Genomic DNA, 16779 nt, shown 5'->3' on the forward strand with positions numbered 1-16779 from the left:
ATCACACATAAATGTTTTAAAATTTTTTAACACATTTTTTTATCATCTTTTACCTTTACAAAAAAATGGTAGTTTTAATCTGTTAGCATTATTAGTTTTGTTTTTTTCATTTTTATTTTTTTTATTTTTTTTCTTAAAAAAATAAAAAAAATCCAATTGGATTTTTTTTAAATAAACTGGCATCTCCCTATTTTCGCATTATACTATCGTTGGCACTATTGAGCTTAACTTCTGTGTTCGGTATGGGAACAGGTGTATCATCAACGCTATGGACACCAGATGAATCTGATTCAAATAACTATTATACAAACGTTCGTCTGTAAAATCGTTATTTGAAAACTAAATATTCGATTACTCATATTTTTAATTATTATGCATTGTAAATAGGCTTTTTTGACCTTAAGAAGTCCTCGATCTATTAGTATTGGTTAGCTGAACGCGTCACCGCGCTTACACACCCAACCTATCAACCTCATGGTCTATAAGGGATCTTACTTCCTAAAGGAATGGGAAAATTCATCTTGAAGGAGGCTTCTCGCTTAGATGCTTTCAGCGATTATCCTTTCCGCACATAGCTACCCTGCTGTGCCACTGGCGTGACAACAGGAGCACCAGGGGTGCGTCCATTTCGGTCCTCTCGTACTAGAAACAGCTCTTCTCAATTTTCCTACGCCCACAACAGATAGGGACCAAACTGTCTCACGACGTTCTGAACCCAGCTCGCGTACCGCTTTAATGGGCGAACAGCCCAACCCTTGGAACCGACTACAGCTCCAGGATGCGATGAGCCGACATCGAGGTGCCAAACCTCCCCGTCGATGTGAACTCTTGGGGGAGATCAGCCTGTTATCCCCGGGGTAACTTTTATCCGTTGAGCGACGGCCCTTCCACACGGGACCGCCGGATCACTAAGTCCTGCTTTCGCATCTGTTCGACTTGTAAGTCTCGCAGTTAAGCACCCTTATACCTTTGCGCTCTATGTACGATTTCTAACCGTACTGAGGGTACCTTTGAGCGCCTCCGTTACATTTTAGGAGGCGACCGCCCCAGTCAAACTACCCACCAAACACTGTCCCCGACCCGGATTACGGGCCTAGGTTAGAATTTCAATATAACAAGGGTGGTATTCCAAGGATGACTCCACTACCACTAGCGTGATAGCTTCAAAGTCTCCCACCTATCCTCTACATGTTATACCAAAATTCAATATTAAGTTATAGTAAAGCTCCACGGGGTCTTTCCGTCTAGTTGCGGGTAACCAGCATCTTCACTGGTACTAAAATTTCACCGAGTCTATAGCCGAGACAGCGAAGGGATCATTACGCCTTTCGTGCGGGTCAGAACTTACCTGACAAGGAATTTCGCTACCTTAGGACCGTTATAGTTACGGCCGCCGTTCACCAGGGCTTCAATTCAATGCTTCACCGAAGCTAACATCTCCTATTAACCTTCCGGCACTGGGCAGGCGTCACCCCCTATACTTCGTCTTACGACTTTGCAGAGAGCTGTGTTTTTGTTAAACAGTTGCCCCTCCCTCTTCACTGCGGCTCACCGAAATGAGCACCCCTTCTCGCGAACTTACGGGGTTATTTTGCAGAGTTCCTTAGCTATAGTTATCTCGCTTGCCTTAGGATTCTCTCCTTGAGTACGTGTGTTCGTTCTCGGTACAGGCACCTAGTGACTAAGTTTAGAAGCTTTTCTTGGAAGCATGGGTTCACAGACTTCGTCTTGTCCGAGGACTCGACACCCCATCACACTTCAAGGTTATGATACACGGATTTACCAATGCATCCCTCTTTGTGCTTAGACCAGCATATCCAGCAGCTGGCTTCTGCTACCCTTCTCCGTCACTCCATCACATCACTAGGTGGTACAGGAATATCAACCTGTTGTCCATCGACTACGCCTATCGGCCTCGCCTTAGGTCCTGACTAACCCTGGGTGGACGAACCTTGCCCAGGAAACCTTACTCAATCGGCATGTAGGATTCTCACCTACAAACGTTACTCATGCCGGCATAATCACTTCTTATCGCTCCACCAATCCTCACGGTTTGACTTCAACGCAATAAGAACGCTCCCCTACCACTTACAATAAATTGTAAATCCAAAACTTCGGTACTATTCTTGAGCCCCGGTAAATTTTCGGCGCAAAAGCACTCGACTAGTGAGCTGTTACGCACTCTTTAAAGGATGGCTGCTTCTGAGCCAACCTCCTAGCTGTCAAGGCACTTTCACATCCTTATACACTTAGAATAGATTTAGGGACCTTAGTTGTTGATCTGGGCTGTTTCCCTCACGAGCATGGACCTTATCACCCATGTTCTGACTGCCGTGTATATAAACTATGGCATTTGAAGTTTAATTGTAATCAGTACCCCTAGGTGGGGCCATCATACATTCAGAGCTCTACCTCCATAGTTCTAAACCACGACGCTAGCCTTAAAGCTATATCGGGGAGAACTAGCTATCTCCGGGTTCGATTGGAATTTCACCGCTAGCCACAAGTCATCCACGGTCTTTTAAACGAACGTTGGTTCGGTCCTCCATTAGGTTTTACCCTAACTTCAACCTGCTCATGGCTAGATCACCCGGTTTCGTGTCTACAACAACGTACTAAACGCCCTATTAAGGCTCGCTTTCACTACGGCTCCGAGTATTCCTCTTAACCTTGCACGCTATTGTAACTCGCCGGCTCTTTCTACAAAAAGCACGCCGTCACCCGTTAAATGGCTCCGACTTCTTGTAAGCATATGGTTTCAGGGTCTATTTCACCCCCCTCTCGGGGTGCTTTTCACCTTTCCCTCACGGTACTGGTTCACTATCGGTGAAATGGTAGTATTTAGGCTTACCCAGTGGTCTGGGTAGATTCAGACAGGGTTTCACGTGCCCCGCCCTACTCAGGATACTCCTTCGAGTCTAATACATTTCATATACGAGACTTTCACCCTCTATGGTATGACTTTCCAATCATTTCTATTATGTATTAGTTTTGTAACTCTAACTAGAGTCCTACAACCCCGGTCCGAAGACCGGTTTGGCCTGTTCCGCTTTCGCTCGCCGCTACTTACGGAATCTCTTTCGATTTCTTTTCCTCTTGGTACTAAGATGTTTCAATTCCCAAGGTTCCCTTCTCATAATCTATGAATTCAATTATGGATAATATGAGATTAATCATATTGGGTTTCCCCATTCGGATATTCCCGGATCAAAGCTAACTTCCAGCTCCCCGAGACTTTTCGCAGGTAGACACGTCCTTCATCGGCTCCATTTCCCAAGGCATTCACCATATGCCCTTACTATACTTCTTAAGAAAAACCTATTTGCAATTATAATAACTAATGAAATTTTAGTTTTCTATATTAATACTTTTAAAAGTTACTAATTTACTTTTATAACAATAAATGTTACAAACGTAAGAAAAATAAAATGTCTATTTTCATCAAATATTTAGTTTTCAAAGAACGATTATTGTTTTTTTCATATTCCAGAAATCAACTGTTAGCGTTTCGCTAACTATCAATCTCTGATAACTTTATAGAACTCGAACATAGCTTTTTGTATATGTACAAAATACTGTTAAATTTCTTTCTCCATAGAAAGGAGGTGATCCATCCGCACGTTCCCGTACGGATACCTTGTTACGACTTCACCCTAATCGCTAATCCTACCTTGGTACGCTCCCTCCTTACGGTTAGGATACGTACTTCTGGTATTACCAACTCTCATGGTGTGACGGGCGGTGTGTACAAGACCCGGGAACGTATTCACCGCGACATTGCTGATTCGCGATTACTAGTGATTCCGGCTTCATGAAGTCGAGTTGCAGACTTCAATCCGAACTGAGATCGGCTTTCTGAGATTAGCTCCTCCTCACGGGATTGCGACTCTTTGTACCGACCATTGTAGCACGTGTGTAGCCCAGGACATAAGGGGCATGATGATTTGACGTCATCCCCGCCTTCCTCTAGCTTACACTAGCAGTCTCATTAGAGTCCTCAACTAAATGTTAGTAACTAATGACAAGGGTTGCGCTCGTTGCGGGACTTAACCCAACACCTCACGGCACGAGCTGACGACAACCATGCACCACCTGTCTCAATGTTAGCCTCCACTATATCTCTATAGCTTTGCACTGGATGTCAAGCCCTGGTAAGGTTCTTCGCGTTGCTTCGAATTAAACCACATGCTCCACCACTTGTTCGGGTCCCCGTCAATTCCTTTAAGTTTCACTCTTGCGAGCATACTACTCAGGCGGAGTACTTAATGCGTTAGCTGCGGCACCGACTAATGCCGATACCTAGTACTCATCGTTTACGGCGTGGACTACTAGGGTATCTAATCCTATTTGCTCCCCACGCTTTCGTGCCTCAGCGTCAATAACAGGCCAGTAGACCGCCTACGCCACTGGTGTTCCTCCATATATCTACGCATTTCACCGCTACACATGGAATTCCATCTACCTCTCCTGTATTCTAGTAAGACAGTTTCCAAGGCGAACCAGAGTTGAGCTCTGGCCTTTAACCTCAGACTTGCCAAACCGCCTACGCACCCTATACGCCCAATAAATCCGGATAACGCTTGCCACCTATGTATTACCGCGGCTGCTGGCACATAGTTAGCCGTGGCTTTCTGGTAAGGTACCGTCAAGTTAGAAGCATTTCCTCTTCTAAATATTCTTCCCTTACAACAGAGCTTTACAATCCGAAGACCTTCATCACTCACGCGGCATTGCTTGTTCAGACTTGCGTCCATTGACAAAAATTCCCTACTGCTGCCTCCCGTAGGAGTCTGGGCCGTATCTCAGTCCCAATGTGGCCGATCAACCTCTCAGTTCGGCTACGTATCATTGCCTAGGTGAGCCATTACCTCACCTACAAGCTAATACGCCGCATCCTCATCTTCTAGCGAACCAAACGGTTCTTTTAACAACTTCTGATGCCATAATGTTGTCGTATGCGGTATTAGCAGTCATTTCTAACTGTTATCCCCCACTAAAAGGTAGATTAGATACGTGTTACTCACCCGTTCGCCACTGGGTGCAAGCACCCCGTTCGACTTGCATGTATTAGGCATGCCGCCAGCGTTCATCCTGAGCCAGGATCAAACTCTCATTAAAAAGTTATAATCTTAGCTTATGTTCGTATATCAACTTAAAAAAATCAAATGATTCAAGTTTAAATTGGTTGTTTGTTCTATAAAGTTTTCAAAGATCAATATTTTACACACCTCATTACTGAAGCGCTTTTTAATTATATCAAATAGAGAATAAAAAAATCTAAATATTTCCAAATAATTAGACATTTTTTAAACTTTTTTTAAGAAAATAAAAGCACAAAATGTGTACCTTTAAATAATACCATATAATAATATTAGGTGTTGAAAAAAGTCTTTTTTTATATAAAATATAATAAAAAAAACTAAAAAAATAGATAATGAGAGTAAAATTTTATTAATTTAAATCCTTTTTTAATAAACTTATTTAATATCCCTATTATGTATAAAAAATATGGTAATAATTGGGACATATTATTATAATAGTGTATAAATATTATAATTATTTTATTTGAATGCTTTATAATAATTAATGCGCAATATCCAAGTAATCATACAAATTGTATGTTTTATTTGTACCATTATGTTTTATTTAATTTTTTTTGTATTAAAAAAGTATAAATTAAAATAGTTAATATTTTTCTAAGAAGGGTGTTAATTTATATAAATTATATAAAAAACTGAATTTATAATTCAGTTTTTTTAGTGTATAATTACAAATTTCAATCAATTGTTGGTTCAGAACTTGAATTTGTTTTATCTTTAGATTCTATTATAGGGTCAGGTATTGTTGATGCATCATCTTGAATTGATATTGTTTCTGAATAATAATCACCAAATGGCTTATTTTCTACAATATTAAATGTTGCACTATTATCATTATCATTATTTTGGATATCAATTATTGGTTCTGGAATATCTGAAACTTGATTATTAATCTGTGATTCTGTTTTTGTATTTGCTACAAAGTAATTATCATCAGGTTTATTTAAAATATCTCTATTTCTTTTCTTAATTGCATCTCAAATAAAATCAGACTCTTCCATATTGTAACTTTCCTTATATTTTTTTGCTTTAGCTTCGCTATATATAGCTCTCCTACGTTCACCGCGGTTTAGGTTATTTTGAGCATTATCAAATGATGATTTTGTATATCTAACAACTTTAGATCCTAATCTTCTTGGTATAATTGTTTGGCTAGATGGATCTTTCTTTTCATAGGGCATATTATAAAGGTCTTCAACACCAATTTTTTCTTCATCATAATTAGAATTAGATTGGTATTCATCACCTTCATTATAATCCTCATTTAATGTAACCCCTTTTGGTATTTTCATTTCATATGTTTTATCTGTGTTTATATAATTTTTATCATCAGAACCATCATTTATTTCATTATATAGTCTAGTTACCTCTTCAACCATTTTTTTATTTTGTGCTTGTCAAGATGACATAGCCATAGAATTAGTGGAATCTCCCATATCTTTTTGAAGAGCTTCTTCATCAATTGATTCTAGGTTAAGGGAATCAAAACTGTCAGCTTCTACTATATTATTATCATTAAAATCTTGAAAATTATCATCTTCTTGTTGAACAACACCCGATACATTTCCTTTAATTGCGTCATCTTTACCAGATCCATGTTTACCGTTTCCAAGTGCGCTTATATCATCCCAATTAATATCTTTAGCTTTTGTAGAAACTATATGTTGCATGTTTCTTATTTTTAATTGTAAATTTTCATCATTTTCATCAGGTGTAGACGTAAAATTGTCAAGATTATTATTCACAACTTTGTTAACTTGTTGTTCAATATCTGTATAAATTGGGTCCTCTATGTAAGATGGTTTTGATACTTCATCATCAATATCTTTAACATTGTATTGGTTTACATCTACTTCTTCATTTTTTGGTTGATTTTTTACTTTTTTTGTTTTATTTATTGGCGCTCTTCTGGTTTTTGATCCAGCATTATTGATAATAAGACCTATGATTCCTAAGCAAACAACACTTATAAAAGGAAATAAAACATTTGTTAGTTGAGAAACTTTGGTTAAATTTCATACCAAGGCAAGAGAAGATATTAATGATATAAGAAAAATAAAAGTTATGTATGAAGAAAAATATACTAATGCGTCAGCATTTCTTTTTCTTGATTTGCTCAAGGCAAGTTTAATTGTTGTGGATAAAACAGAAACGCCAAGCGTAGCATAAAATAAATAAGGAACTCACTGATAATCCAAAGACTTTCAAATCTCGATGTCTGTGATTTTTATACTATTCTTGTCGGTAATAAAAATCATACAGCACAATAGTAGTGTAATAATTATTGAATATAACCCTTTTCAAAGATTTCTCATATTTTTGCCCCTTTAATATAAATATATTATATCATAAATTATAAATTAATTCAATAACTAGGTTAAATATTATACCAAAAAATACAAAAAATAGTATAAATTTAGCTTTTTTTTACATATTTTTTTATTTTCCAATTAGTAACAATATAAAATCACACACCCATGATTAACTTATTTTTAACAACTAATAATTAACCTATATTTTTTTAATCATAAATTTTAGGCTTTTTCAAATTTTAAAATTCATCTTAAAATATTTTATAAATCTGTTAGTCAACAATTTAAAATTTCAGATGAATAATTATGCTTAAAGTATTTACCAGATATTAAATATATAATTAGTTGTGGTAATTTATAACATATTTAATGATTCCTTATTTTCACCCAATTATATACAAAATATTAATAAGTAATTAAATTAGTACGCGGCAATAATTGTTATATTTTTGATTTTTGGTGTTATTATTTACAATTTCATTTATCAATTTATAATAATAGCTTACATTATTTTATATTCTATATATAAAATTATTTTTAAGATCGCGTTCAGACATTTTTGGTTAGTCAGACTTTTTTTAAACCAATCCTTTCTTTTAAATATATATTGCAAAATGAATAATGTTGTAGTTTATTTGTTATTATCCACTTCCTTATATTAAAATTGTATTATGAAAAAAACTAAGTTATTTATAATAACCTTGAGCATACAAGTTATTTATTAAATAATTTTAATTTATTATTTTCTTTATATTTTTCTTATTTATTAAAGATAATTTTACTTATTCTAAATATTATATAAAAAATTAAAGATGAAAATATGTTGTGTCATGCTTATATACTATAAATTCCATTCTATTTGCTCAAACAAATAAAGCTAGAATTTATTTTCTGGTATTATTTTTTAATAAAAAGCAACCCTACTACTGGAGAAAATATTTTTTTCTCACATTAGGGTTGCTTTTTACGTAAAATTATTACCAGCATTATCAATAGTTATTTTTTAACACCTTTTAAGAAGTGCTATGTTAACATTCCAAAATCCCAAAATAAAAGCATGTTTCTGTTAAAATGAAAATTATATTGAAAGCATTTAATAACCTATTGTTTTTATGTTTTCTGTTAAATGATTAGAATCATTTCTTTTATCTATATGGTGTTTTATCATACCAACTAACAATGGTATGGTAACTATTAAAGAAAATCATCCAATATAGGGTATAAAAGATACCGCTATTAAAGATATGACTGTACGCGGATGTTCAAAGATATTTTTACTTCTTGTGATATGGATTATAATACTAGTGATTGTAATGGTTGAAATAATTGAAATTATTATTTCACTTAGTAATAAATAAAATGTTAAATCAAAATTAAAATAACGCCTAACTACATAGAGAAAAATAGTTAATCCAAGTAATACAATTATACTATCAAAAATAATAAATGCTAATAGGCATATTGCTGTGTTTTTTGTAATTTTATTTTAATATACATCATCTTGTTTCATAAAAATCAACTCCTATCATAATATAATATAAATAATTATCACCAAAAATATTTTATTTTGTTTTGGAAAAGCAAAATGCACAATTAGTATAATTATCTTATAAATTTAAAAAGATATGTTATATAATATTATTCAATAAATATGAATACTTATCATCTTTGAATTATTTAACTTTAAATATTCAATTTTTACGCTTTGTTTTTATATTTAATTTTATCAAATAATAATTTTAGTTAATGATTTTTTAAAAACTATTATTTATCATATTCTAAAATTATCTATTTATTTGATAATTATATATATGCCTTCGTAAGTGGTTAAGACCAAATCTAAATTTTATTGAAGCAAGGAATTTATATGAAATAATGTCAAATATTTTTTCCAAACCTTTAAATTTAGTATTTAAAAATTTAAACTTAAATTTTGTTGCATAAATTTCTACTTGTTTATAATTAGATAATTGCTTTAATATTTTTATATATTTGTGCTTTGATTCATCTACTTCAAGATAAATAGTTACAATATGGGCTAAAGGTTCCTCATTACATACGCTTATTGCAAGCTCATTACAGGTTAATGTTTTTATAAAAATTATGTTTATTAGCTCTTTATTCATAACTTTATCCTCTGCTATTATTATATGCTAAATAATTTTTTATAATAATATTTTTAATAATATTTATATTTTTATTGTATTATATATAACATATATAAACATAAATTCTCAAATTGTGAAATAAGGCATATTTTTATCGACATAATATGAAATTAAAATAATTATGGTGATAAAACAAAAAATTAGTAAATAATATAGGTGGCGGGGCATTAATAATCATATAAAGGATAAAAATTCAACATTCTCTCATTAAGATCGCTTTTGTTAATAGCTTAAATTTTTCCTCGATTTTCAATTTTTTTAATAAATCAATCTTTTACCTTTGGATTTGTAAAATAAACATATGTCCCCTTGACACCGCGTGTAAGAAGAACATATAAAGAATTTCTTATTATTTGATCTGCCTTTATTAACGCGTTTTTATCATTTTTCTTAATTTTTGCAAAAAGGCCATAAAATGAAGTACTATCAGACTTTGGTTTTTTTTCTGGTCTAGTAACCAGTTTATCATCAACAATATCAAACATATCACCAATGATAACACCGCAATATTCAAATTCTAATCCTTGGCATGTAAATATTGAACCCACTTGTTCAAACGATGATGGTAAATATGCTCACTTTTTGTCATCTTTAAGGTTTCATTGTCATTTCTCACTCTCAATACATATATCATATTGATTGTGGTCATTTTTAGAAACTCAATTTCAATTGTAATTTGCTACAATTCGACAATTATTATTGGTATTTAATTTATGTAAATCATTTTTAAAGACAGAAATATCGCTATAAACTTTAAAATCATAATCTATTTCTCTTGAGATATAATTATCCTTATTATAAAGTAATGATTCAATTCAATTTATATACTCATTTGACCCATTTGCTCTAAATTGTCCATCTAATTTATATTCATATATTTCATCTTTATGATAAATTTCATTCGCAAACTTTAAAATGTTATTTTTGCTACCAATATCATATGTGGTTACTAATTGATTATCATCAACAAAAAAAACAGCAAGATTTGAACTATTCATGATTTCTCTTATTTGATTATCACCAACATTTTTAAATATTCCAGATTTTCCACATAATCTATGAGCCTCATCTACTAACAAACAATTATACTCATTTAACTTTGAACTAATAAAAGAGCCAGAACCACAAACAACCTTATTAATATATGCTTTAGTGATAGTTTTCTCAGAGTTTACCTTCGAAATCTTATCAATATTAAAATTTCTAATTGAAGAACTTTTAGCAATATATTTTGCAGATAAATTTTCACTCAAAAGTTTTCCTAACGCACTAATAAGAACGGCTGTTTTTCCGGTTCCTGGTTGTCCATTGACAATAATACATCTTTTTTTTAAATCTTTTTTACATTTTTTTGCAAAATATAGAATATTTTCATATATAATTTTTTGTGAATCAACTAATGAAAACTCATAATTGCTGGCAATAATGTCCCAAAGTTTATCTTGAATTGAGTTTTTATATGATAGTTCTGAGTTCTCAATTAATCTCATTAGGTTACCAGAATCTCCATAATATAATGATTTATTAATGTATTCGACAAATTTTTGAACATCATATTTAAAAAATATAGGTGCTTGGTCTGTATATTTTTTGTAATGGTTATTTAACAGTGGCTCTTCATCATTATCATTTCTTATATAATTGTGTAAAAACGCACAAGGTTTTAATTTATAATTATTAACATTAAAAATTGTTTGTTCAATTATATTTTTATATGTTAAAACTTGTTGAGATGGATGTGTAAGTTCTCGTTCTTCATTACCAACCCTAGATAATACAAGTCCATCTTTTTCAAAAACAGCTTTAGCAGATCTCCATTGCTTTAACTCAACAATTATAGCTGTTCTATTTTCATTTTGATCAACACCAGTGATAATCATATCAACACGTTTATTAGTTCCTGGAACTTTATATTCTAAATTAATGCCGACCGTATTATCAATGTTTGAATCTTGAAGAACAAGTGCCATTGATTTTAATGAGTTTTCCCAAGATATTCTTTCGCCTAGTGTTATCTTTTTACTTAACTTGTCATAAATATTTTTTTCTAAAATATCACCAATCTTATTATAAGTAACATCTTTAATAAAATTTTCTTTATCATTTGTATATATAATCATATAAACAATTCCCTATCATTATTATTTTATCATTAATTATATGATGTAATAACTAATTATTATTTTATTAATAAAGAATCAAATTATTTTATTTTTTTAAAAATATTCTTTAAAAATGATATAAAATAATAAGAGTAACAAATTACTGGGGGTAAAATGGAAAATAAAACAATTCTTTCTGGAATAACAGCAACAGGAAAACTTACCATTGGTAATTACTTCGGAGCAATTAAGAATTTAGTAGAGTGTCAAGATAAATATAATTTATATGCATTTATCGCAAATCTTCACGCAATTACCATTTCAATTGAAAGTAAAATCTTATCAGAAAACATATTTGAAATGTTAAAGATCTACAAGGCGTGTGGTTTGGATTTTAAAAAGTCAAATATATATTTACAAAGTGATATTAAGGCAATAGGAACTTTGAATTGAGTTTTAACGTGTCAAACAACAATTGGCGAATTATCAAGAATGACTCAATATAAAGACAAATCTCAAAATATAAAAGCAGGAAATAATACAAACTACATTCCAACAGGAATATTAACATATCCAATATTGATGGCATCTGATATATTATTATTCTCTCCAGATATTGTTTCTGTTGGTGTTGACCAAAAACAACACGTGGAATTAACAAGAGATTTGGCAATAAGATTTAATAATAAATATACAACAACTTTTAAAATTCCAAAATTTGAAACTCCCAAAGTTGGGTCTAAAATATTTGATTTAATGGACCCAACAAAAAAGATGTCAAAATCAAGTGGTAATCAAAAATCATACATTCAGATATTAGATAGTCCATCTATTATTAGAAAGAAAATATCGAGCGCAATAACAGATAGTGAAAATATTGTAAAATACGATCCAAATTTAAAACCCGGGGTTAGTAATTTAATAACAATATATGCTTCAGCCAAAGATATCTCCATAAGAGAAGCTGAAAATTTACTAAGGAATAAAAATTATAAAGAATTTAAGGACGCGGTTAGTGATTCACTAATAAATATTCTGACACCAATTCAAGAACGTTATAAAGATATTGATCTGGATGATATAAAAAATGACTTAGAAAACAATGCTAAAAAATTAAATAAATTAGCTAATAACAATCTTGATATTATTCTTAAGAAAACTGGTATAAATATTTTTTAATAATAAGTTATACTAATTTAATAATTTCTTTTTTTTGTAAAAATTGATGATAGTGTTTTAACCTCATTATTATTTTTATTTGTTTGCAAACAACAAACCTTTGCCTTTTTATCTGAAACTCTTATTTTTATAATCGATTCTTTTGAATCGACAAAATTTGCATCCAAAACTATGCTTAGATGTTCTTGTGGGTCTAATTTTATTTCAACTTCATTATTTTTTGATAATATTAGACTAGACCCCAGAGAACGATAATTTATTGTTGAAACTGGAAAATATTCATTATATTGTCAAATACCATTATTTTTGGGAAGGATTATGCTCCCACCAGATGATCTCATAAAGCCACCGCTACCAGTTGAGGTTGAAAATACAATTCCTGTGCCTTGAAATCTTTGTAGTAATGTTCCATCAATTGAAATATCAATAAACGCTGGGTGAACAGAATTATATACCTTAATCTCATTTACAACATAATCAATTTTTTTAGAGGCAACATATTCCAATTCTAATAACTCTATATCAATTATTAAGTACTCTTCATTTAACAATAGATTTGATATTTTTTTAACATCTTCACTTGTATTATTATATGTATAATATCCAACACCACCGGACTTAATAGGAATAATCTTAACACTTTCAATAATATTTTTGTATTTTCTAAATGTTTTTAAAAAACTTCCATCTCCACCTAAGGAAAAAACAAAATCTGGTGACTGTTCATCCTCAATTCAATTTAACTTATCTAATTGTTTTAAGAGTTCTATCTTGAGTAATTTTGTAAGTTCATAATCATTACTAATTATAAAATATTTCTTCATTATTAACCTTTTTAATACTTTCCGTATTGATATAATTTTTTAAAGACACCATCCTTAATTTTAAGTAGCTCTTTTCACGTCCCTTGTTCAACGATACCACAGTTCTGACCTAAAACATAAATAAGATCATAATCTTTAACTGTGGGCAACCTGTGGGCAATAGCTACAGTTATTCTATTATTACTCAATTCATCCAATTCTTTTTGAATCTCTTCTTCTACTATATGGTCAAGCGCACTAGTTGCCTCATCTAATATCAATAAATCCGGTTCTTTAAGAATAATTCGGGCAATAACAATCCTTTGTTTTTGTCCACCAGATAAAATAAATCCACGTTCACCAAGAATAGTATCATATCCTTGTGGCAATGAAGAAACAAAGTCATGCAGCTTTGCATCTTTTGCTGCCTCTATAGCATCATCTTTTGTTTTACCCGGATTTGCATATAATATATTATCTAAAAAGTTCCCATAAATTATCTTTGGTTCTTGATCAACATAGCCAACTCTACTTAAATATGAACCTAGATCAACATTTTTTAAATCATCTACATTATTAATAATTATCTCTCCCTCAGTTGTGTCATAAAGACGCAATAATAATTTAGCAATTGATGATTTCCCGCTGCCCGACTCACCAACAAAAGCATATTTTTTACCCATTTCAAATTTAAGGTTTATAATTGGTAAAATATTTTTTTTAGGGTCTTCTGGGTAATTAAATTTAACATCTTTAAATTCAATGCTATTGATCTTTTTAATGTTTTTTGGTGATGCTGAAATATTTAGAAGAGACCTTGATTTAATAATATATTGAAGTCTTTCAACAGCATTTGTTAATTTTGTAATTGATCGAATCATTGCCGGAATAAATAAAGCGGTCTTCATTAATGAATAATCCACCGCTAATAGTGCAATACAATGCGCAGATATTGTGCCAACTGATTGGTTCTTTTGATTTCCTAAATAAATTGCTAAATATGTTGTAATAAATGGCATAACATAACCTAGTGAACCACATACACCAATAAGAACAGACTGCCAAGAAACATATTTAGTATAATAATGGTCTAGTTCTTTACTAAGCTCATTTATTTTTTCAATTTCATAAAGCTCACTTCCGCTTGACTTAACCAGACGAATATTTAGTAACTTATCGGTAAGGATTTTATCCTCACGTTGTCGTTCATTAATTGCCATAATGCTACTTCTACGATATTTTACAAATACTATGAATGAAAATAAAACTAGCACAAAGTAAAAACCAATTAAAACATATGATATCTCTTTGTCTATTTCATAAGCGGTTCATAAAATAACAATACATCCAAGCAGAACATAAAATACGTTATTTCAAAAGGCTTGAAAACCAGTATAAATGTTAAGGCTATCATTAATCGTTTTTGACATCAATGAACCCAGTTGGTTCTTAGAATAAAAACTAATATCATTTTCTAACAACCTTTTTAAACATTCCATTCTTACAGTTGTTTCTAGTTTAACACACATAAGGCCTAATATAACCTGAAATAGCCATTCTAAAATGGCAAAAACTATTATATATGCTATACATATGTATATTCACCCCTGCAAGCTGATAGATATTCCCATCAGTTCTTCATCAGTTTTGTTAATTAATGCTGATGTTAGTTTATTAAGTAAATAAGGCGTAAGTGAAAAAAAGAAATTATCGAGAAAACAAAGGCAAACGGTTATAAAAAATAACAATTTATTTTTGCCTAATATTGTACGCATAAATTTTATTAATTCTTTAAACTTAACTCAAGTAAATGCTTTTGGATCTTTAAATGCCATTGAAATAAATAACCACCCTATACTAATAATTATACATTATTTATGATAAAACTAACAATATTTGTAATTATAATTTTAAATATTGTTATTTTGCTTAATAATTAAAAATAACTCATATTTGTTAATATAATATTCACTAAATACAAAAATATATAATTAGTGATAAATAACTAAAAAATAAGTATTTTAGAACATATTAAAAAATTTTTATTATTTTTATAAATATTTTCGAAATATCGAAAAATGATTAATATTAAGTAAAAATAGTTGTGAAAAATAAATGTTTCCGAATTAACTATTCACTTACAAAATAAATATATTATTTATATTTAGTAATTTTTGTAAATGAAATAAATTGCATTAATTTTTATTAAATATATTATTCATATGTTCCCTATTAATAACGTATAGAATTCCAGGAGTTAATAAACCACCACCAATAAAATTTCCTATGAATGAAAAAATAATATTAATGGTTAAAAAATCAAAACAATACATAATTATAACAAAATGTCCGGGGACTATAATAACTTTAGTTATTGATTCAAAAAATAATATCCAAAAAACAAATGTGTTTGCTGGGCTATGTTGAAATCCGGATGCAATGAAGAATAATATTAAGAAGAATAGTAACATAATTTTAGTTGTATCTGACTTTGTAGAATATGTAGCTGGAAGTGTTGCACTTACTAATAAATTACACAATATTCCAGAAGCAAAACAAGCAAGCATAGACTTCGATGCCAAACTTCAATCCGCTGTACCATTTTTGTTCAAATAAGTACCAAATCCATACATTTTATGAGTTGCCAAATTAAATGCAGCCGATGCAAAAGCTTGACCATTATCAAATAATCCACAGCTATAAATAAGTAATGCTATTATACCTGTTCCAATAAAATTACCAATAAAAACACCAAATATCCCATATAAGAATTTGCTAAATTTAACAGCTCCCCTAATAGTTGGAATAACTGCAACTACGTGACTAGTATATAAACCACCCCCAAGAAATGTAATTAGAACAATCCCCGCGGGAAAAATAACTCCGTTTATAAGATTTGATATTCCAGCAGTTTTAACACCCAATGTAGCTGAAATACAAGCTACATAAGCAAGAGCTAAAATAGCACCACCAAGTACACCTAAATTTATTTGTTTTAAAAATGAATATTTCATCTTATCAATTGCCGCTTTAAAAGAACCAATTGTTCCTTCTACAGAAGAACTCAAAAATTTTTTTTCGAATTTATTTGTATTGTTTTCGTTAATATTTGACAT

7 protein-coding genes and 3 rRNA genes are annotated in these 16779 nt (G+C 31.1%); 1 reads left to right on the forward strand and 9 read right to left on the reverse strand.

All coding sequences use genetic code 4. The annotated features are described in order from the left end of the window. Window positions 1-174: 174 nt before the first annotated feature. From rrf to AAHM97_RS04145, 6 genes are all read right to left on the reverse strand, one after another. Window positions 175-280, reverse strand: a 5S ribosomal RNA gene (rrf, locus tag AAHM97_RS04120). 118 nt (window positions 281-398) lie between these two features. Beyond that, window positions 399-3310: ribosomal RNA gene (locus AAHM97_RS04125) — 23S ribosomal RNA — on the reverse strand. A gap of 288 nt (window positions 3311-3598) precedes the next feature. After that, window positions 3599-5118 (reverse strand): 16S ribosomal RNA (locus AAHM97_RS04130). Together the 16S, 23S and 5S rRNA genes form the textbook arrangement of a ribosomal RNA operon. Before the next feature lie 649 nt (window positions 5119-5767). Continuing rightward, a complete protein-coding gene (locus AAHM97_RS04135) occupies window positions 5768-7414 on the reverse strand; it encodes a hypothetical protein (protein WP_342268679.1) in 1647 nt (548 codons plus the stop codon). Window positions 7415-9195: 1781 nt separating this feature from the next. Continuing rightward, a complete protein-coding gene (locus AAHM97_RS04140) occupies window positions 9196-9537 on the reverse strand; it encodes a hypothetical protein (RefSeq protein WP_342268680.1) in 342 nt (113 codons plus the stop codon). A gap of 272 nt (window positions 9538-9809) precedes the next feature. Beyond that, window positions 9810-11699, reverse strand: coding sequence for a DNA/RNA helicase domain-containing protein (locus AAHM97_RS04145; RefSeq protein ID WP_342268681.1), 1890 nt, complete (start codon window positions 11697-11699; stop codon window positions 9810-9812). A gap of 156 nt (window positions 11700-11855) precedes the next feature. On the opposite strand from AAHM97_RS04145, the gene trpS reads away from it, so the two are divergent. After that, window positions 11856-12860 carry a tryptophan--tRNA ligase gene (trpS, locus tag AAHM97_RS04150; protein ID WP_342268682.1) on the forward strand — a complete coding sequence of 335 codons (1005 nt, stop codon included), beginning with the start codon at window positions 11856-11858 and terminating at the stop codon, window positions 12858-12860. A gap of 17 nt (window positions 12861-12877) precedes the next feature. Here trpS and AAHM97_RS04155 read toward each other — a convergent pair whose 3' ends face one another. From AAHM97_RS04155 to AAHM97_RS04165, 3 genes are all read right to left on the reverse strand, one after another. Continuing rightward, on the reverse strand, window positions 12878-13684 hold the full coding sequence (locus AAHM97_RS04155) for a hypothetical protein (RefSeq protein ID WP_342268683.1): 807 nt from the start codon (window positions 13682-13684) through the stop codon (window positions 12878-12880). Between the two features lie 11 nt (window positions 13685-13695). Next, complete coding sequence (locus tag AAHM97_RS04160; protein WP_342268684.1) at window positions 13696-15498, reverse strand: ABC transporter ATP-binding protein; 1803 nt, start codon at window positions 15496-15498, stop codon at window positions 13696-13698. A 360-nt stretch (window positions 15499-15858) separates the two neighbouring features. Beyond that, window positions 15859-16779, reverse strand: a complete 921-nt coding sequence (locus tag AAHM97_RS04165; RefSeq protein ID WP_342268685.1) for a formate/nitrite transporter family protein — start codon at window positions 16777-16779, stop codon at window positions 15859-15861.

Source organism: Spiroplasma endosymbiont of Aspidapion aeneum (genome assembly GCF_964031045.1).
Lineage (GTDB): Bacteria > Bacillota_I > Bacilli_A > Mycoplasmatales > Mycoplasmataceae.